Annotated in this window: 18 protein-coding genes and 1 pseudogene; 6 read left to right on the forward strand and 13 right to left on the reverse strand. The window is 45.8% G+C overall.

What is annotated here, in order from left to right; translation table 11 throughout:
* Positions 1–1054 (forward strand): glutamate/proton symporter GltT (gene gltT / locus RAC86_RS18640; RefSeq protein WP_377885927.1); only part of this gene is annotated, 1054 nt, incomplete at its 5' end.
* 36 nt (positions 1055–1090) lie between these two features.
* Here gltT and RAC86_RS18645 read toward each other — a convergent pair.
* The 4 genes from RAC86_RS18645 to RAC86_RS18660 all read right to left on the reverse strand — a co-directional run bounded on the left by RAC86_RS18645 (position 1091) and on the right by RAC86_RS18660 (position 3777).
* Positions 1091–1498: an ASCH domain-containing protein gene (locus tag RAC86_RS18645; protein WP_014113256.1), complete on the reverse strand. Its 408-nt coding sequence runs from the start codon at positions 1496–1498 to the stop codon at positions 1091–1093.
* A gap of 14 nt (positions 1499–1512) precedes the next feature.
* Entirely contained in the window at positions 1513–2553 is a 1041-nt protein-coding gene (locus tag RAC86_RS18650) for a M42 family metallopeptidase (RefSeq protein ID WP_061188296.1), read from the reverse strand.
* Positions 2554–2687: 134 nt separating this feature from the next.
* Positions 2688–2903, reverse strand: coding sequence for a hypothetical protein (locus tag RAC86_RS18655; RefSeq protein ID WP_072566035.1), 216 nt, complete (start codon positions 2901–2903; stop codon positions 2688–2690).
* A 97-nt stretch (positions 2904–3000) separates the two neighbouring features.
* Positions 3001–3777, reverse strand: coding sequence for a YhfC family intramembrane metalloprotease (locus RAC86_RS18660; RefSeq protein ID WP_014113251.1), 777 nt, complete (start codon positions 3775–3777; stop codon positions 3001–3003).
* Positions 3778–3905: 128 nt separating this feature from the next.
* Between RAC86_RS18660 and fabHB the strand changes: the two genes are divergently transcribed.
* Positions 3906–4883, forward strand: a complete 978-nt coding sequence (gene fabHB / locus RAC86_RS18665) for a beta-ketoacyl-ACP synthase III FabHB (protein WP_072566034.1) — start codon at positions 3906–3908, stop codon at positions 4881–4883.
* 41 nt (positions 4884–4924) lie between these two features.
* Here the strand turns inward: fabHB and RAC86_RS18670 are convergent, their stop codons facing one another.
* The 6 genes from RAC86_RS18670 to RAC86_RS18695 form a co-directional block, all read right to left on the reverse strand.
* A complete protein-coding gene (locus RAC86_RS18670) occupies positions 4925–7252 on the reverse strand; it encodes a YhgE/Pip family protein (protein WP_072566033.1) in 2328 nt (775 codons plus the stop codon).
* Between the two features lie 70 nt (positions 7253–7322).
* Positions 7323–7898, reverse strand: a complete 576-nt coding sequence (locus tag RAC86_RS18675) for a TetR/AcrR family transcriptional regulator (protein WP_014113248.1) — start codon at positions 7896–7898, stop codon at positions 7323–7325.
* 144 nt (positions 7899–8042) lie between these two features.
* Positions 8043–9455, reverse strand: coding sequence for a protoporphyrinogen oxidase (gene hemY, locus RAC86_RS18680; protein ID WP_072566032.1), 1413 nt, complete (start codon positions 9453–9455; stop codon positions 8043–8045).
* A gap of 14 nt (positions 9456–9469) precedes the next feature.
* Complete coding sequence (gene hemH, locus RAC86_RS18685) at positions 9470–10402, reverse strand: ferrochelatase (protein WP_072566031.1); 933 nt, start codon at positions 10400–10402, stop codon at positions 9470–9472.
* 71 nt (positions 10403–10473) lie between these two features.
* The gene (gene hemE / locus RAC86_RS18690) at positions 10474–11535 is read right to left on the reverse strand and encodes a uroporphyrinogen decarboxylase (protein ID WP_003224305.1); all 1062 of its coding nucleotides are present in this window, start codon (positions 11533–11535) and stop codon (positions 10474–10476) included.
* A 121-nt stretch (positions 11536–11656) separates the two neighbouring features.
* On the reverse strand, positions 11657–13801 hold the full coding sequence (locus RAC86_RS18695) for a transglycosylase domain-containing protein (protein WP_072566030.1): 2145 nt from the start codon (positions 13799–13801) through the stop codon (positions 11657–11659).
* A 121-nt stretch (positions 13802–13922) separates the two neighbouring features.
* On the opposite strand from RAC86_RS18695, the gene hmoB reads away from it, so the two are divergent.
* The 4 genes and pseudogenes from hmoB to sndC all read left to right on the forward strand — a co-directional run bounded on the left by hmoB (position 13923) and on the right by sndC (position 17426).
* Positions 13923–14423: a heme-degrading oxygenase HmoB gene (gene hmoB, locus RAC86_RS18700; RefSeq protein ID WP_072566029.1), complete on the forward strand. Its 501-nt coding sequence runs from the start codon at positions 13923–13925 to the stop codon at positions 14421–14423.
* Positions 14424–14660, forward strand: a pseudogene (locus RAC86_RS18705) (hypothetical protein).
* Positions 14661–14776: 116 nt separating this feature from the next.
* Positions 14777–16177, forward strand: a complete 1401-nt coding sequence (locus RAC86_RS18710) for a hypothetical protein (protein WP_072566028.1) — start codon at positions 14777–14779, stop codon at positions 16175–16177.
* Between the two features lie 58 nt (positions 16178–16235).
* Positions 16236–17426 (forward strand): N-acetyl amino acid acetylase SndC, encoded by a 1191-nt coding sequence (gene sndC, locus RAC86_RS18715; RefSeq protein ID WP_072566027.1) that lies wholly within the window; start codon positions 16236–16238, stop codon positions 17424–17426.
* Positions 17427–17443: 17 nt separating this feature from the next.
* Here the strand turns inward: sndC and RAC86_RS18720 are convergent, their stop codons facing one another.
* The 3 genes from RAC86_RS18720 to ecsA are packed head-to-tail and all read right to left on the reverse strand — an operon-like array spanning position 17444 to position 20138.
* A complete protein-coding gene (locus RAC86_RS18720; protein WP_072566026.1) occupies positions 17444–18154 on the reverse strand; it encodes an EcsC family protein in 711 nt (236 codons plus the stop codon).
* A 21-nt stretch (positions 18155–18175) separates the two neighbouring features.
* The gene (gene ecsB, locus RAC86_RS18725; protein ID WP_072182341.1) at positions 18176–19402 is read right to left on the reverse strand and encodes an ABC transporter permease EcsB; all 1227 of its coding nucleotides are present in this window, start codon (positions 19400–19402) and stop codon (positions 18176–18178) included.
* Complete coding sequence (ecsA, locus tag RAC86_RS18730) at positions 19395–20138, reverse strand: ABC transporter ATP-binding protein EcsA (protein ID WP_003233230.1); 744 nt, start codon at positions 20136–20138, stop codon at positions 19395–19397. The genes ecsB and ecsA overlap by 8 nt, the downstream gene beginning before the upstream one ends.
* Between the last annotated feature and the right edge of the window lie 353 nt (positions 20139–20491).

Raw genomic sequence — 20491 nt, forward strand, 5'->3', positions numbered from 1 at the left:
AATTCTGTACTTCGAGATCATTACGACTTTTGCTATCATTCTCGGACTAGCCCTTGCAAACATCTTCCATCCGGGTACAGGAGTTAATATACACGAAGCTCAAAAATCTGACATTAGTCAATATGTTGAAACCGAAAAAGAGCAAAGCAATAAATCAGCGGCGGAAACGTTCCTGCATATTGTGCCGACAAACTTCTTCCAGTCCTTGGTTGAAGGGGATCTTCTTGCCATCATCTGCTTTACAGTTCTATTTGCATTGGGTATTTCCGCGATCGGTGAAAGAGGCAAGCCTGTATTAGCCTTTTTCGAAGGTGTATCCCATGCCATGTTCCACGTTGTAAACCTTGTGATGAAAGTAGCGCCATTCGGCGTTTTCGCACTTATCGGAGTGACTGTGTCTAAATTCGGGCTCAGTTCTCTTCTCTCTCTCGGAAAGCTTGTCGGATTGGTGTATGTCGCACTTGCTTTCTTCTTAATTGTCGTGTTTGGAATTGTTGCAAAAATTGCCGGCATCAACATTTTCAAATTCCTTGCTTACATGAAGGACGAAATCTTACTGGCGTTCAGTACGTCCAGCTCTGAAACAGTTCTTCCGCGCATCATGGAAAAGATGGAAAAAATCGGCTGCCCGAAAGGCATTGTTTCATTTGTGATTCCGATTGGATATACGTTTAACTTAGACGGTTCCGTTCTCTATCAATCCATTGCCGCGCTGTTTTTAGCACAGGTATACGGCATTGATTTAACGCTTTGGCACCAAATTACACTTGTGCTCGTCCTTATGGTGACATCTAAAGGGATGGCTGCCGTGCCTGGTACTTCTTTTGTCGTCTTGCTTGCGACACTTGGCACCATCGGTGTTCCGGCTGAAGGACTTGCTTTTATTGCCGGTGTAGACCGCATCATGGACATGGCACGTACAGTTGTCAATCTGACTGGTAACGCGCTTGCTGCCGTTGTGATGTCTAAATGGGAAGGCCTGTTTAATCCAGCGAAAGCTGAAACGGTCATGTCTCAAGCAAAAGCAGACCAAAACGCAACCATTTCCGGTTAATGAAAAGCCTGCGAGGTTCTTGCCCCGCAGGCTTTTTTAATCTTTAACAAGCTCAAACAGCTCTGTAATCAAAACAGTATCCTCATTCAGCTCTAGTTCACCATTTTTGATCAGTTCCGCCCATGCCATCCGATGGTCTTCCTGAAATTCCTCAATTCGATCTCCATTGCCCTCTCCTTTGACTAACCTCATATCAGGCGCTCCAAAGGTCGTTTCAAACACATCTGTCACTTTTATATTGCATCTCGGATTGTCATGTTTATCATAAACGGTAACAAGCTGCCCCGCCGTTTGATACACGTCACTCAATTCATCTTTTGAATATAATGATTTTGGGGCGCACGTGGCTGTTTTTTCTCCGGCGAGGATTTGCTGAATCAGCTGTTCCCCCAAACCGTCATCACCTTCCCAGCCGAAAGTGCTTTTCAGCTCATACATCTTCATTTCGCCTTCCTCCCTTATACCATCGGTGACTGTACATAATAGTACAGAAGCTTAGCCGTATGGCGAAGAGACGATTTATGGGTGCGTTCAAATGCATGCGAAGCGTCAATTCCCGGCCCGATGAGGCCATGCACAATATCATGCCCGGATTTGATCGCTGCTGACGCATCCGACCCGTAGTATGGGTAAATATCAAGCTTATAGTCGATATGATGCTTCTCGGCTAAATGGACTAAATGCTTTCTCAGCTGATAATGATACGGCCCGCTCGCATCCTTCACACAGATTGATACTGAATATTCATCTGTCGCCTGCCCGTCACCGATAGCTCCCATATCAACCGCCAAATATTCGACTGTTTCTGGAGGAATATTCGAATTCCCGCCGTATCCGATTTCTTCATTATTCGAAATAAGAAAATGAGTTGTATACGGCAATTCAATTTCTTCTGTTTGAATTTGATGAATTAAGCGGAGCAATAAGGCGACACTTGCCTTATCATCCAAATGGCGCGATTTAATAAATCCGCTTGATGTGATCTCGACACGGGGATCAAACGACACAAAATCTCCGACGCCAATGCCAAGCTCTTCCGTATCTTTCCGGCAGTGAACAGGTTCATCAAGGCGGATCTCCATATTCTCTTGATTGCGCTCAGCTTTCCCCGCATCCTTGTATACATGCACTGATGTTTGATGCATTAAAATTGTGCCTGTATACGTTTTTCCCGAGGCAGTTTCAATTTGGCAATACTCCCCCTCAATCGAGTTGTAGCGGAACCCGCCGATCAAATCGATTTTCAGCCGGCCGTCAGCTTTAATTTCCTTTACCATAGCGCCGAGGGTGTCAACGTGCGCCGTCAGCATGCGGTGCTGGGATGTGTCGCGTCCGGGAAGCGTTGCAATTAAGCCGCCCTTATGGTTCCGAACCGTTTCTACCTTCCATTCTTTTAAAAGGCTTTCAATATAATTGATCACCTCATATGTATTTCCTGTCGGGCTTGGGATCGATACAAGTTCTTTAATGAGCTCCATCGTTTTACGTACGGACGTCATAGGACATTCCTCCTTTTATTTTTCTATATAAAATATACTCTTTTCCCGAGGGACCCGTCCAATCTTTTCCTATCAATCTCTCATATGCTGTAGTAAGCATGGGAAGAGGAGGGATATCTATGTGCTGTCGTCATTCACATGAACGGAAACATCATTGTCACGATTGGTTTGATGAGTTTTGGTTCTTTGACGAGTGGTTCGATAAAGATTTCCATGACCATTGCAAGAAAAAGAAAGAATGCCATGACCCTTGTGAGAAGAAGAAAGAATGCCATGACCCTTGCGAGAAGAAGAAAAGAAAGAAAAACCATTGTTTCTCTTGTAAAAAACACAGACACTCTTGCTGTCATTGCTAAGGACTGAATCAGAAATATTCTGATGACCCATGCTTCATGAATATTTCCATTCGCATTTTTCCAAGCGGGCTGTGCTGCTGCTTGGACTTTTTTATTGAAAGAGACTTTTTGCTTTTACAATCCAATAGACTGATACTGCAGCTATTAGAGCAACAATGATTTCAACAGCAGCAGCATGCTCTATTATTCTTTTTTGGTATAAAACCGCCGGTACATTAAAGAGTGCATGTAAAAGAATAGAATACAGCAAAAACAGCGGCCGGCGGCTTTTAACCGCATACAAGACCAGCAGCGACAGTCCGATTTGAACAGCAATCGCACTGATTCTTTCTATTCCCCCCAGCAGCCATTCATACGAAGGGGTATGCAGCAGCTGCTCCTGAATCGGCAGAAGCACCTGTTTGATGTCTTCATTGATCAAAAGCTGTTCAAACGTTCCGCTATTCATCGCAATTGCGTATACAATAAGCGAGATAGAGGACACGCCAGTAATCAGGATGGCTTCAAGCCCGCCATGGCCCGTTCCGAAAGCCAGGCCATCCGCCCAAGCATGATGGCGCTTCAAAAAAATTCTCATCATGATATACCTTCCGCACTCCTCAAAAATCCCAGCCATCAAGCAGCCGTAAATGCCATACCACAATGGATTTTGCATGGCTTCTTTCGTCATTTCATTCACTTGCAGTACATAAACATGAACGCCGCCCTCCAATAGCTGAGCAAAGACAAAAAACGTGAGAGCGCCAATAAAAAACACCTTTAACGAGGCGCCATACTTTCGCTTAAACCATACTATCAGTCCGATCGGCAACAAAAACGCAACAGCTCCAGAGAACGCCATAAAGACTATTGCTTCTTGACTGACCATTTACCAGCCTCCTTTTTCTATTTCTAGATTCCCTATTTCACATTTTCTCTTTTTTTATGAAAAAACCTTCTTTTTAGTACCAGATACTAATATCTAGTGTTATAATCTGATCATAAGGAGTGATACATATGTCAAAAGCAAAAATTTCAGCTATCGGCACCTATGCGCCGAGCAGGCGCTTAACCAATGCTGATTTAGAAAAGATCGTTGATACGTCAGATGAATGGATTGTTCAGCGAACAGGAATGAGAGAACGCCGTATTGCGGATGAACAGCAGTTTACCTCTGATTTATGCATCGAAGCGGTGAAGGATCTTAAGAGCCGTTATGAAGGGACACTTGATGATGTCGATATGATCCTCGTTGCCACAACAACATCCGATTATGCCTTTCCGAGTACGGCATGCCGTGTGCAGGAATATTTCGGCTGGGAAAGCACCGGCGCGTTGGATATTAATGCGACGTGCGCCGGGCTGACATACGGCCTTCATTTGGCAAACGGATTAATCACATCCGGCCTTCATCAAAAAATTCTCGTCATCGCCGGAGAGACACTGTCAAAAGTAACGGATTATACCGATCGAACGACATGCGTTCTGTTCGGCGACGCTGCAGGTGCGCTGTTGGTTGAACGAGATGAAGAGGCGCCCGGATTTCTTGCGTCTGTCCAAGGAACAAGCGGGAACGGCGGAGATATTTTGTATCGTGCCGGACTGCGGAATGAACGAAACGGGGTGCAGCTTGCCGGTTCCGGTAAAATGGTCCAAAACGGCCGTGAAGTGTATAAATGGGCAGCGAGAACCGTTCCCCGCGAATTTGAACGTCTTTTACATCAAGCAGGTCTGACAAGCGGCAACCTCGATTGGTTTGTGCCTCACAGCGCCAACTTGCGCATGATCGAGTCGATTTGTGAAAAAACACCGTTTCCGATTGAAAAAACGCTCACCAGTGTCGAATACTACGGAAACACGTCTTCTGTTTCGATTGTTTTGGCGCTGGATCTCGCAGTGAAAGCCGGAAAGCTGAAAAAAGATCAAACCGTGATGCTTTTCGGATTTGGCGGCGGATTAACCTATACAGGATTGCTTGTCAAATGGGGAATGTAATAAAAAAAGAACTTGTTTCAAAGGAAACAAGTTCTTTTTCATTATGAAGCCGGCTGTTCTTCTGAAGTTTCTTCCTTCCGGCTTAACATTGTAAAGTAAGTAATGCTCAGCAAAATCATAACGAGGGCAATGCCGATTAAGACGCCGGCCATCTGCCACATGTAGCCAAAATCCCCGTTTGAAATGACCGCTCTGAACCCGTTAATGCTGTAGGTCATCGGCAATGCGCCATGGATGACTTGATAGAAATTTGGAAGCAATTCTAACGGGAAGGTTCCTCCGCTGGCACCAAGCTGCAGCACTAAAATAATGACTGCAATAAATCGTCCCGGATTGCCCATCGTTGTCGCCAAAAATTGAATCATCGCTAGGAAAGCGAGACTCGTAATGATCGTAAACACGTAAAATCTCCACGTGCTCTCTACCTCGAGACCAATTCCCAGAAGCAGAACTGTCGCCACAATCAGCGATTGAATGATTCCAACGAGCATCATGACATTGAATTTGCTAAAGAACCACTCAAAACCGTTTCTAGGACGTCCTGACGCTTCCTTCAGCGGGAAGACCACCGTCAGCATGATGCCGCCGACATACAAGCCCATTGACAGGATATATGGTGTCAGCCCTGTTCCGTAGTTAGGAACGGAATGAATGGCGTCATCATTTGTTTTAACCGGATCGGCAAACATGCCGTATGTTTGATCGTCAGCATCGATATCTCCTGTTTGATCAGCCGCATCCTTCAGCTTACTAGACAGCTGTCCTGTGCCGTCTAATAGCTTCCCTAAACCTGTATCAAGTGATTCAGATCCTTCTGCGAGTTTTGATGATCCGCTTTGGACTTGTTTAGACCCGTCTAACAGTTTCAACAATCCGCCAGATACTTGACTGCTTCCTGTCACCAATTGCTCTGAGCCTGCTTTTGCTTTTGCGAATTGCTTATTATATTCACCGATACCCGCTGTCAGTTTATTTTGGTTTTCTGTCAGCTGCTGTGAACCGTTGTATATCTTCTGGGTTCCTTCAGTTAATCTGTCAATCGCATCTTGAGTCGTTTTTGCGCCGTTATAAAGCTTAGATGTAGCTTCCGGCAATGCTTTTAGCTGTGCCACCTGCGCTTTCACATCTTCCAGAGAGCTTTTAATCGTTGCAATGTCAGGCAGCTGATCAGCAGTAGGAAGCTGGCTTAAAATTTGATCAAAATCAGGCGCATCAACTTGCGGAAGCTGCTTCTCAACAGAGTTGATCAGCTGGCTTTTTTGCTCCGCTGTTAAGAAGTCACTCGAATTGATGAGATTTTTAAATGCCTGATCACGGTTTTTTAAGCTGTTTTCAAAGTCCTTCAGCTGTTTTTGGAAATCTTTCATCGCTGTTTCTGACTTTTCAAGGTTGTTCACAGCTGTTTCAAGCTTCGTTAAATCGACTGCATTTATGAGCTTTTCCGCTTTTGCTGCTTTCTCAGAACCTTCTTGGGCTTTACTGTTGAGCTGATCCAGCCCGTTTGTGAGATTAGGCAAGCCCTGCTGCACTTTTTGAAGTCCGGCAAGAAGTTCATTCAGCTTGCCTGTCAGCTCGCCTGATCCTGCCGCAAGCTTTCCTGAGTTTTCATAAATCGTATTGCTGCTGTCCTGGAATTTTCCGAGCGAGCTGTCAAGTGATTGGATACCGCTTGTCACCTGAGCCGCTCCATCTGCAAGCTGCGCCGTTTTGTCACTGATAGTGGCAGTGCTTTCCTTCAGCTTCTCCAGATTTTCTTTCAGCTGGGCGCTTCCGTTTTTCGCATCCTTTGTGCCGTCATCGATTTTTTTCGCTCCGCTGCTCGCGTCGCTCAAACCTTTGGCGATATCTTTAAAGTTATCAAAAATGACTTTCGTATATTGCTCGGTCACTTCTTTAGAAACAGAGGCTTTTAGTTTATCAATCGCTTTTTCACCGATCGTTGCCCCTACATAGTTCGAACCGGCATTCGTATGGTATTTCAGATCCAGCTTTTTCGGATTTTTGTCCAATACAGTGCTGGCATTCTTAGAAAAATCCTCAGGAATCTCGACAACTAAATAGTATTTTTGATTTAATAAGTCCTTTAACGATTGGTCAAGATCACTGGAAAAATGCCAATCAAAGTTATTATTATCCTTTAATTCTTTGACCAGATCATCACCGATTTGAAGTTTTTCTCCTTCATACGTTGCTCCTTTGTCTTGGTTGACGACAACGACAGGCAGCTGGTCAACTGTGCCGTATGGGTCCCAATAAGCCTTTAAGAACACGCCGCTGTAAATAAGCGGGACAAACAAAATGGCAATGATGGGAATTAATAATTTTTTACTCGTTACGATGTCTTTCCACTGACTTCGTATTGTGTTCATCCTGATGCCTCCATTCTAAAACTGACTCATCATGAAAAATGGTCATTTTCTTGCAAAGAGAAAGGATTATCTAGTTGGCTGACAATCCTTTGACAACATACAACTCAAGCAGTTCCGCAATCGTCTCTTTATCGAGCGGGGGATGCTGTTTTTCCCAATCAAAAATGAGCGCGATATAAAGCTTCAGCATCACAAAAGCTGTCAGCTCAGGATCGCACGGCTTGATTGCACCGTTCTTGATCCCGTCTTCAATCTTGCTTTTTATATAAGACAAGATGCCTCGCTCCATTTTCTGGATCACTTCCTGAACTGCCATTGTACCAATCTCAGCATTTTCTTGGAAAATTTTAATCGTCAGCTGATGTGTTTTCCTGAACTCCAGAATGGCAAACAGCGCCCTGTGCACATTTTCATGGAACGGAAGGTTCGGCTCCATCGCTTCGTCCGCTTTTTGCTTCATTTCCTTCAATAAAGTAGTGAAAATCTCGTCAAACAGCTCTTCTTTGTTTTTGAAAAAAGTATAAATGGTTCCCTTCCCCACGTTCGCAAGCTTTGCCACAAGATCCATTGTCGTCGCTTTATACCCGAACTGGGTGAAAGACTTTGTGGCCGCCTCCAAAATGAGCTTTTTTCGATCTATTGACATTGTATTCACCTCGAAACTGACCGTTTGAACATTTTAGTCATTAAGTACATATGCAAATGTATCATAACCCGCTGATCAATTCAATCATTTTTTTACACAATATTGCCATCGCACAACAAAAAACCTCCGCCAGAGCGGAGGTTTTCAGCTGAATAAATAGGTAAGCGCGTCAGACACGGCAGCTTTTCCTTGATCAATGCAGTCGGGAATTCCGACACCTTCAAAAGAAGCGCCTGTCACATAGACACCCGGATATGCGGAGGCCAGTGCTTCGCGCAGTTCTTTGATGCGCTGCTTATGGCCGACATGGTACTGCGGCATGCTTTCATGCCAGCGGGTGACACATGTCATTTCCGGCTCCCCGTTTATGTTCATGACTTTCTTTAAGTCTTCTAACACGATGTTGATAATGTCGTTATCTGAGAGATCGACAATCGATTCATCTCCGGCTTTTCCGACATATGCCCGAAGCAGCGTTTTGCCTTCAGGCGCTGCGTGCGGCCATTTTTTGTTCGTCCACGTACAGGCTGTGATCGCGAAATCACTGTTTCTTGAGATAACAAAGCCCGTTCCCTCATGCTCCATTTGGACTGCGCCTTCAGGGAAGCCCAAGGCGACATTTGCCACGGATGTGGAGTGCATATTTTTTAAATGAGAAATGACAGGAAGCTCAGAAAGCATTCCTGCAGCCGCTTTATGCGGAGCAGTCACAATCACTGATTCAGCATCAAGTGTGACGCCGTTATCCAGATCAAGCGAGTAGCCAGTGCCGCCGCGGCTGATCTTGGTCACTTTTGTCCCTTTGTATACCTTCGTCAGCTTTAATTGTTTTTCGATCTCTTCGACAAGGGTCTGCAAACCCGTTGAAAGGGTCTGGAACTGCCCTTGCTTTTTAGCCGTGAGCTGCTGGCCGGAGCCTTGAGGCCTTGTTTTTTTCATGCCGAGAATTAAGCTTCTGTGCTTTTGTTCCGTCTGGTAAAATTGCGGAAAAGTCGACATTAGGCTGAGTTTGTCAATGTCGCCAGCGTAGATGCCTGATAGAAGGGGCTCGATTAAATTCTCAACCACTTCATCTCCGACACGTCTGCGGAAAAATTCTCCCAATGACTGGTCGTCTTTTGACTTGCTTGCAGGCAGGATGAAATCCATAGCAGCCCTTGCCTTCCCAGACAAAGAAAACAGACCGGTTGAAACGAACGGCGCAATTTTAGTCGGTATCCCCATCACGGCGCCCTTCGGCATTGGATGCAGAGTGCGGTTTACAAGCACATAGGATTGTCCTGTCGCATTGTTGACAAGCAAATGCTCAAGGCCTACATCTTTGACAAGCTGCGGAGCGCTTGTCTTCCGTTCCAGAAATGAGTCAGGCCCTCTTTCGATGATATAGCCGTCTTTCTTGACAGTTTGAATTTTCCCGCCGACTCTCGGACTTGCCTCAACAAGCGTCAGCTCAAGGGGCAGATTTTTTTCTATGATTTCTTTTTCCATATAGAAGGCGGCGGCTAAACCGGTAATGCCGCCGCCGATGATGACTACATGTTTTTTGCCGTCACTCATGTTCATCGCCTTCTTTAACGTCCTAATTTTTTTAATACAACTGTTGCTAATGCATCAATAAATTCCGGCTTTGCATTCGGCATTTCCGGGCGGTAGTAGCTTGCATCGATATCGTCTGTAACCACTTTGCATTCATAATCATTATCATAAAGCACTTCTAAATGATCCGCTACAAATCCGACAGGGACATATACGAATGCCTGATAGCCTTTTTGTTCGAATAAATCACGCGTTAAATCCTGCACATCAGGTCCGAGCCAAGGATCAGGCGTGTTCCCTTCGCTTTGCCAGCCGACAGCATATTCGGAAACGCCTGCGCCTTCAGCAATCAATTTCGCCGATTCATGAAGCTGGTCCGGGTACGGGTCTCCAAATTCTTTGATTTTTTCCGGCAGACTGTGTGCAGATACAATGAGCATCGCGTTTTCTCTTTCATCTTCAGGCATTGACGCATATGTTTCCTTCACTCGGTCAACCCAATATTTCACGAATTTCGGTTCATCGTACCAGCTTTCAACAGACGTAATCGTTAAGCCGCCAAGTTTTTCAGCCTCTTCTTTGGCACGTTTGTTGTAGGACTGCACGCTGAACGTGGAGAAATGCGGTGCCAGCACGATGCTGACCGCTTCTGTAATCCCGTCCTTATGCATCTCTGCTACAGCATCTTCAATAAATGGCTCGATATGCTTCAGTCCGATATACGCTTTAAACGTAATCTCGTCCTGAATCTCATTTAAGTGCTGTTCAAGCTTGTGCGCTTGCTCTTCTGTGATTTTGGCAAGCGGTGAAATGCCGCCAATTGCTTCGTATCTGTCTTTCAAATCTTGAAGCATTTCAGGTTCAGGCTTTCTGCCTCTTCTGATATGTGTATAATAACGTTCGATATCTTCTTCTTTATAAGGCGTGCCGTACGCCATAACGAGAAGCCCCATTTTCTTTCTACTCACTGTTTACACCCTCTTTAATGATCTGATACAAACATTTTGACAGGATATCATCCAGATACCAAAAGATATGCTTAGGAATATTGACCCATTTTTTTGTTTTGTGAATATTTATGGACAAATGCTGTCAGTTTTTTCAAAACCTCAGGACTGACGTCAGGAAATACCCCGTGTCCAAGGTTAAAAATGAAGCTGTCCGATTTCATGCCCTGATCAAGTATTTCCGTCGTTTTCTTCTCAATGACTTCCCATGGCGCAAGCAAAATGGACGGGTCCAAGTTGCCCTGCACTGTTTTGGTGATGCCTTTTGATCTGGCTTCATCAATACTGAGTCTCCAATCGAGCCCGACAACATCGAGAGGAAGGTCATGCCAATCACCTGCCAGATGGCTTGCGCCTACACCAAACATGATCAGCGGCACATTCTCCTCCGCAAGCTCTGAAAAGATCCGGTTCATCACGGGTTTGATGTATGTTCTGTAATCTGCTTGATTCAGCGCGCCGACCCACGAATCAAAGATTTGAATCGCTTTTGCGCCTGCCTTAATCTGCGCTTTCACATACACAATGATCATGTCGGCAAGCTTGGACATCAGCAGATTCCATGCATCCGGCATGCTGTACATGAAGGCTTTTGTTTTATTGTAGTTTTTCGACGGTCCGCCTTCGATCATATAGCTGGCCAGCGTAAAAGGCGCACCTGAGAAACCGATGAGCGGGACGTTGAGCTGCTCATTGACAAGCAGTTTAATCGTCTCAAGCACGTACGGCACGTCCTGTTCCGGATCAATCTGACCGAGTTTTTCAATGTCCGCCAGAGACCGGATCGGCTGATCAATCACAGGCCCGATCCCGTTTTTGATTTCAACATCCACACCGATTGACGGCAGCGGAGTCATGATATCTTTATAAAGGATTGCAGCATCGACTCCGTATTGCTCAACCGGCAGTCTTGTGACATACGCACAAAGTTCCGGCTGATGTGTAATGTCAAACAATCCGTACTTTTCCTTCAGCTTACGGTATTCCGGCTGTGATCGCCCTGCTTGTCTCATATACCATACAGGCGTGTGATCCGCTTTTTCTCCCCGTGCCGCTTTTAAAAACGTCTCGTTAAACGTTTCTCGTTTACTCATCTGATTTCCACCTTTCATACTGCAACCATACGTTCGTATTTCTTGACTTATTACACTATACCTTGTTTTAGGCAAATGGTATAGAAGTGAGGCTCAAAGTTCAAAAAATCGCCGAATTCCATTAAGAGGAAAACAATTTAGGCTGAACGTAATTGGTTCCTTCTCCTTCTCTCTTTGTCTGTGTATTATAAGGCACAATTTTATAAGAAGCGCCCGAAAACAAGTTGGCATAAGGGATTTCATAGATTCCCTTTCCTTCAACTGAATCAAGAAGCGTCTCCTTGCCGTCCTTATTTACATAAATTCTGTATACGGCCCGATCATCCTCTTGAGCGTCCCATTTTAATTCAATGGTAAAGAGCCCCGCAGCTTTAAATGTGTAATCTGCTTTCAGTGTTTTGACCGGCTCCAGCTTAATTGGGCTTTCCAGTTCTTTGACGTTTTTAGGCTTCGTAAACACAGAACCGGTTTCTCCAGCCTGTGTCAAAATATCCTTAAACAGTCTCGTCGAATACGCGCTGCCGCCTTTTAAGTAATGGCTTTGATCCGTTTTGTCATAGCCCATCCAGACAGCCCCGGTTATTTTCGGCGTATAGCCTGCAAACCAGGCGTCCTTAGTCGCTCCGGAGACGCCAGTATAAGAAGTAGAACCGGTTTTTCCCGCCAGGTCGCCGTGATAAGTGCCGGACGTTGCCGTTCCGTTTTTGACCACCTGCTGCAGCATTCTCGTCATATTCCAGGACGTTTGCTTGCTGAATACCCGCTTTCCTTCTTCTTTATGATCGGCTATTGTTTCTCCGTCTTCATCCTTTATGCTGGAAATAAAGTACGGTTCAGTATACGTTCCATTCGCGGCAAACGTATGAAATGCGCCGGCAAGCTGGAGCGGCGAAACGCCTTTTTCCAAGCCGCCTAGAGCGAGAGCAAGCCCTTCATCAGGGATATCCATGCCGTTTGCTTTCAAATAAGATTTTCCTGTTTCGACGCCTATTTCATTCAGCGTCCAGACAGCCGGCGCGTTTTTGCTGTACGTAATGGCGTCAGACATGGTCACTTCGCCCTCATACTGGCTGTCATAGTTTTTCGGCGTATAATCTCCGTAGGATTGTAGCTCATCCTTCAATAGAGAGTAGGGCCTAAATTTCTTTTCCTGCATCGCCGGTCCGTATACTGCAAGCGGCTTAAATGTGGAACCCGGCTGGCGGGCAGCTGTGACACGGTTGTACCCTTTAGCTGTGTAATCTCTTCCGCCGATCGCCGCTTCCACACCGCCTGTCTTGTTATTGATAAAGACCGCGCTTCCTTCGGCATTCTGATCTGTTCCGGGATAATAGCTTCCCTGCTTCATCACCTGATAAGCCGTCTTTTGCAGCTTCGAATCGAGAGGCACCTTGATCGTATATCCGCCTTGAAGGAGCTGCTCTCCGGAAATCGAGTACTTGTCCTCCGCCTCTTCAATCACAAGATCAATATAGCTGTCAAACCATGGTGTTTCCGACTGCTTCTTCACGTTCAGCCCAAGCGTCCTCCCCTGCGCGCTGACAGCCTCTTTCGCACTGATGTAGCCTTGGTCATTCATCATGCCAAGAATCGTATCACGCCGCTCCTTACTTTTATCTGGATGCAAAACCGGAGAATACGTAGAAGGCGCCTTCGGAATAGCGGCCAAAACCGCACCTTCGGATACAGTTAAATCTTTTACTTCTTTATTAAAATAATAGTGGGACGCCGCTTGTATGCCGTAGACTCCATGTCCGAAGTAAAGCTGGTTCAAATACATTTCCAGCAGCTTGTCCTTGCTGTAATCCCGTTCAAGATTGATCGCAATGATCACTTCTTTTGTTTTTCTTAAAAACGTTTTATCATGTGTCAGAAAAATATTTTTGGCAAGCTGCTGGGTGATCGTGCTTCCGCCTTCCACCTTTCCGCCTGCTAATATATCGCGATATACTGCCCTTCCGACAGATTTTGCATCAATACCGTGATGCTCATAGAACCTTTTATCCTCAACAGCGATAAACGCTTCTCTGACCTGCTCCGGTATCTCATTGATCGAGACAGGCTCACGATTTTCTGTATACAGGCTTGCAACCTCATCTCCGTTTTGATCCACAATTTTTGAAGATGCATGAAGAATGAGCTTCTTTTCATCAATGACATAATGTCCGAGAAAAATAATTGAAATATATCCTATTAAAGCGAGAAAAGCAGTTAACACTAAAATAATGATGGGTATAAATAGTTTCTTTTTCTTTATCTTAAACATGAACTCACCTCGCCTTTCTAAAGGTAGTATGGGAAAAATTGTTTGGAATTATGTTCGAAGCACTCGCCAATAGAAACTTATACCATTGTTTTGATATACTAGCAAGCAGGAGGTGGCTGATATGAAGGTTTATATTACATATGGGACAGCCGATTTTTTAAAAACGATCGTAAAGAAGCATCCCTCGGAAAATATCCTTTTGATGCAGGGGCAGGAAAACGCGATTTTGATCCACGAAACAAGCGGAGATACGGTTTTCCAGGCACCCCACGCTTATGAAGTGATTGACCAAGCCGGAGAGATGAAGCATCCCGGTTTTGCAGTATTGAACAATATTGCCGTCACTCAGGAAGGACGTCCGCTGTTTGAAAACAAATTTAAAAACAGAGCGGGAAAAGTCGAAAGCGAGCCCGGTTTTGAAGCTATTCGTGTGCTCCGTCCGCTTGACAGTGACACCTATGTCATTCTCACCTTGTGGGAAACGGAAAGAGCCTTTCAAGATTGGCAGCAGTCCGATTCATACAAAGAAGCCCACAAAAAACGCGGCACGTCTGCCGGAATTGATACAACGTCAATCTTCTCCCGGCCTTCGTATATCACCACATATTCCGCTGTCGAATAGCTGCCGGCGTGTCCGGCAGCTTATTTATTGGACGGAAAGCAAAGTGAAAAATTGTGCCCGTGCTACAGTTTCCAGTTCGGATATGATGATTATGAGATGCAGCGCGCGGATAGTTCATTTTTAAAGCCCTCGGAAAGTATCATCGCTTACAGAAAAAACTGACTTGCCGATGGAAGCGTCATTTTTTCACCTGAATGCTTCCCGGAACATCAGCAAAAAGCGAATAGAGTCTTATAGCATCATTTGATCGAGCAGCTAAAACAGATCAATGTCTTTCCATCATAACCCAGCCTTCCGTCCCGGCACCTTCCGCCCGCCTATGAATAATCTGTAGGAAGCGGAAGGAGTGATCAATGATGGAAGTCGGGATTTTGTCTGTCCATGTTCTGTATGTATTTTTTATTGGGGCAATTATCCTATTTATGCTGCTGCGGAAAGATACGACCTTTATTTCGTTATTCGGCATTTTTATCATATCGCTATGGGCCAGCCATTCACTTTCAGCCTCTGTCAGCAGTTTATTCCACAGCTTTATCTACGCGGCCGGCGAACTGCTGCCCACGATTTTCATCATTTGTTTTATCGTTTCGATGAGTGATTTGTTAACAAAAACAGGGATAAATGAAGCGATGATTTCTCCCTTTGCAAGACTTGTGAAAGGTCCTGTGACTGCCTACTGGCTGATTGGCGGCCTAATGTTCGCCATTTCTCTCTTCTTCTGGCCTTCTCCAGGTGTCGCTTTGATCGGCGCCATCCTGCTCCCAGCAGCCGCCCGCGCCGGTTTGCCGCCTATTGCCGCAGCCATGGCCATGAACTTATTCGGACACGGTTTTGCTTTGTCAGGAGACTTTGTCATTCAGGCGGCACCAAAGCTGACAGCGGATGCAGCAGGCATTCCAGTCGGTGATGTCATCTCAGCGAGTATTCCCCTTGTGCTGATTATGGGCGTGACCACAACAACCGCTGCATTTATCATGATTCAGCGCGAACGCAAAAAACAGCTGGGTCCAGCTTCTTTTTCCCCTGTACGTTCTGGCGAACAAGACACCTCGCTGTACTTGTCAAAACGCCTGCGGTCCATACTGGCTTTTATAATTCCGCTTGTCTTTCTTGCGGATATTGCCTGCATGCTCTTGTTTAACCTACAGGGAAATGATGCGACCGCCTTAATTGGCGGGTCTGCCATCTGCATCCTTCTGATCGTTCATTTTCTCGTGTATAAGCAAAAAGGGCTTGAAAAAATCACTGGTTATTTTATTGATGGATTCCAGTTCGGCTTTAAGGTTTTCGGCCCCGTCATCCCGATTGCCGCTTTCTTTTATCTTGGTGACTCAGGCTATAAAAACATACTAGGCACTTCACTCCCTAAAGGCTCCCACGGAATTGTCAATGATCTCGGCATTGCTTTATCCCACATGATGCCCATGTCAAAGGAGCTTGCCGCTGCTGCTTTAACTGCCGCCGGAGCCATAACCGGCCTCGACGGATCAGGGTTTTCAGGCATTTCTCTCGCAGGCTCTATCGCCAAGCTCTTTTCGTCCGCTCTTCATACTGATCCCGCCGTTCTGACCGCGCTCGGCCAAATATCTGCCATCTGGGTGGGCGGCGGAACACTGGTCCCATGGGCGCTGATTCCCGCGGCGGCCATTTGCAAAGTTGATCCTTTTGAGCTTGCCAGAAAAAACTTCATTCCCGTTGCAATTGGCCTTTCAGTGACAACCATCGCAGCCATGATGTTGCTTTCGACGAGTTGAAATATTCAGACTTTTTCTATACAATCATGGAAAAGCATAGAAAAAGGGGGAAGCGGCTTTGTCCATATCCATACTGCAGAAAGAGATAAACAAACAGCTCGACAGCTGTTTTGAAGAAATGGTCGAGATCAGGCGCCATTTTCATATGTATCCTGAGCTCTCGTTTCAAGAAGAAAAAACCGCTGCATTTATTGCTTCCTATTATGAATCGTTAGGAGTCCCGATCCGCACGAATGTCGGCGGCAGAGGGGTTTTAGCATATATAGAAGGAAGCGAACCAGGCCCCACCGTCGCTTTGCGGGCCGACTTTGACGCCCTTCCCATTCAAGATGAAAAAGATGTTCCTTACGCCTCCAAAGTGCCAGGTGTCATGCACGCATGCGGCCATGACGGCCATACGGCAGCTCTTCTCGCAGTGGCGAAGGTCCTTCACCAAAACAGACATGAGCTGAAGGGAACATTTGTGATGATCCACCAGCATGCGGAAGAATATTATCCGGGAGGCGCAAAGCCAATGATCGATGACGGCTGTCTCGAAAACGCGGATGTGATATTCGGCACGCATCTTTGGGCGACTGAGCCGCTCGGAACCATTCTCTGCCGCCCCGGCGCCGTGATGGCGGCGGCGGACCGATTCACGATAAAAATCCTCGGGAAGGGCGGCCACGGCGCTCACCCGCATGATACAAAAGACGCCGTCCTGATCGGCTCGCAAATCGTTTCCTCCTTGCAGCACATTGTCAGCCGCAAAGTCAACCCGATTCAATCCGCCGTCATTTCGACCGGCTCGTTCATCGCCGACAACCCGTTTAATGTCATCGCAGACCAAGCGACACTCATCGGTACAGCGCGTTCTTTTGACGAAAATGTCCGTACTATTCTGGAGAAAGAAATTGAAGCGGTTGTAAAAGGAGTGTGCAGCATGCACGGTGCATCCTATGAGTACAACTATGAACGGGGCTATCCGGCGGTTGTAAACCATCCTGCAGAAACGATTCACTTGGTCAGCATCGCAAAGAACACAGAGGGCGTTCAGCAGGTCATTGACGGTGAACCGCAAATGGGCGGCGAGGATTTTGCTTATTACTTACAAAACGTCAAAGGCACCTTTTTCTTTACAGGGGCCGCTCCTGAACAGTCAGAGCGCGTCTATTCCCACCACCATCCGAAATTTGATATTAATGAAAAAGCGATGCTGACTGCGGCCAAGGTCCTTGCGGGCGCTGCGATTACCTATCATAATCTATAAAAAAACAGCCGGAGTGTTTATTCTCCGGCTGTTTCCTTTGATATTCTCAGGTGAAAAACGTGTCTTGCCGTCTCTCCAAGCTGAGCAAGCAGCTTATAATTGGCAATTCCGCCGACAGCTGCTCCTACTCCGGGTAAAAGCTGCAAAAGCTTCACGACGTCGATATAATCGCGATATTCCTGCTGGAACACTCTCCAATCGATGCTCTTTTTCTCCGTCTCCCAATTGTCGATGACAGAAAAAAGCGCTTTCCGGCAGTCATCACTCGAAAACGCAAGCTGAAACACTAGCAGCAAGAACATTCTTTCTTGTGCATCCTTCACATCAAAGCCATAAATGGAGGATAAGGTAAATAAACACTTCATTTTAATCGAAAGAAGCAGCGGGAAATCGGCAATACCTAAAAAAATGCCGCCCGCTCCGGTGCCGACTCCCTCAGCAGCCGCCACCTTCTGATAAGAAGCAACCGTTTTTTTCGCCAGCTCGTTTTTTTCACTGAGCGAAAGTTCGCTTGTATCCTTCTTATAGGTGATGATATTGGAGCCGGCCATCGTCGCTTCCACCATTTTTTTCACGCTCTCAGTGACGACCGAATGGATTTTTTCAGGAATCCGCTCATTCACCTTCGTTTGCACACGCTTCGAAAAGCGTTCAAACATGGAATCCTTCCGCAAAAAATGCATTTTCCATTGAAGGGCTTCCTGCATCAGCAGCTGATTGTCTGTCATTTGACCTACCCCTTTTTTAGCTCACAGCTTTCCATGTTTTTTCAGTCTTGTTGTCATATAAGACGGCAGAACAACAAAAATCAGAACAGCAGAACCGATCAGCGCATAAAGAAAACCTGTCAAGCCGGCAGCATAGGCAGATGCTGCAGATATCAGCAGCGCTTGAACGGTAAGTGCAGTTTTTAATAGAGAGAAATAGCTTTTCCGCTTCGTTTCTTTTTTCACAGGATAAAGCTCTTGAAGCGCCAGATGGTCAAAGTGGCCGAACAGCGGCAAAAGCTGAATGCCCGTAATGAAAATGGTAAACACAGTCAAAACCCCTGCAATGAGCGGGCTTGCCGACACATACATAATAATCAGCGCGAAAATGGCCGTTAATCTGACGAGAATCCCCAAATAATCACTTGAACGCAAAAAGGCGCGGGTGAACATGTAGGCAAACGTTTTGCGCTGTTCAAACGGCACGAGCCGCAGCAAAAAGTCAAGATACGCTCTGCGTTTCGCTTGCTTCCGTAAATGCGGCACATCAGTGAACAGGTTGGCAATCCGATAGAAACGCTGCTTGCGTCTCAATTCGGACTCAATATGGCTCTCCCATTTAAACGTTTTCCGTTTTGCTGCCGAAGACATATACAGATAAAGAGCAGCCATAATGACATAGACCACAAGAGCATACATATAAACAGACTGGAAAACAAAATAAAGAACGAGCGTATTCGCCGCAAAGCGGATGATCACATCCATCCGTATCATGCTTCGGTCATTCTGGAAGGTCGTACGCCATTCCATCACCTGATTCCACGCTTTCAGCAGCAAAAGCTGAACGAAGACTGCCGCATACGATACAAGCGAAGCCCCTGGTGCAACAGCGAAATATAGCGGCATTGCAACAATGCTCAATGCAATCAGCGGAAACAGCTGAGACACATAGCTGTAGACAAACGCCTGCTTCAAGTAAGGCTCCATTTTTGCTTCAAGCGGCAATAAGAAGACAAGGTCAGCCTCCTTCAAAAGCGTCCGCACATAAGAGCTTGTCAACACGATCGAAAACAGCACGGCCATCACCCAGAAGGACGGAAAGTGAGCAGGAATGTCCCGTATCCATTTGCTGTACCAGCTTGCAGCGCCCGCGAGAAAAAAGATCAAAACAATGACGAGGTGATCGTTGAGCATATATTTCATGTACGTTCTTGTTTCTTTGATATGCTCCTGCAGCCGCGACTGCCAAATATCAAGCATATTATTCATGGCCAGCGTCTTCCTTTGTGAGCTCAAGATACAAATCGTCCAGCGCCGCGTCCTTCATTCCAAACTGCTCTCTGAGCTCAGACAGCGTGCCGCGCGCCCGCACCTCGCCATTATGTAAAATAATAAACGAATCACAATAGCGTTCTGCCGTTGCCAAAATGTGCGTTGACATCAGCACGCTCGCCCCGCCTTTTTTCGCTTCATTCATCCGTTCAAGCAGCGCGTTAATCGCAAGCGGATCAAGCCCTAGAAAAGGCTCATCAATAATGTAGAGTGCCGGCTCTGCCAAAAATGCGCACATGATCATAACCTTCTGCTTCATCCCTTTAGAAAAATGAGCCGGGAACCACTTCAGCCTCTTTTCCATTCGGAATTCCTTTAAAAGCGGCGGCAGCCTTTTCTCCATCGTTTCTTTTGACAGGCCGTATGCCATGGCTGTTAATTCAAGATGCTCCATCAGCGTCAGCTCTTCATATAAAACAGGTGTTTCAGGTATATAGGTGAATTGTGAACGGTAGCCTTCCGGATCCTCAGCAAAGGTTTTTCCGTTTAATTCGATTGAACCTTTATGCGGGTCCATCAGCCCGATGATATGTCTGATTGTTGTACTTTTACCAGCACCGTTCAGCCCGATTAAGCCGACAATTTGATTCGGTTCAAGGGTGAATGATACGTTTTTTAAAACCGGATTCCTTGTATATCCGCCGGTTAAGTCTTTTACCGATAGCAGAGACATAGTTTCTCCCCTTATATTGTTTTTCTTCATAGTACCAAAAACAAGGCCTGATTTGAAACAATTCCCTTTTAACAAATGATGAATTTGCTGTCATAAAGAGACAGGTTTCTGGACATCATAATGGTCGTAGAGGAAAAGCATATCAACTGAAAAATGAGGTGTTTGTCAAAGACGTCTTAGATACAGTTGGATAGAAAATAAACATGTCCAATGCTGAAACCATTTCTCTTCACTGAATTGATGAATTCTTCATTATGAAGCAAATTGTCAAATGAGGTGTTTATCGCAGGAATCGTTAGGCATTAAACAAGTCTTCATTTTATTGACAAATGAGGTGCTTACCAAAGGCATAT

Source organism: Bacillus sp. LR_5 (assembly GCF_042709275.1).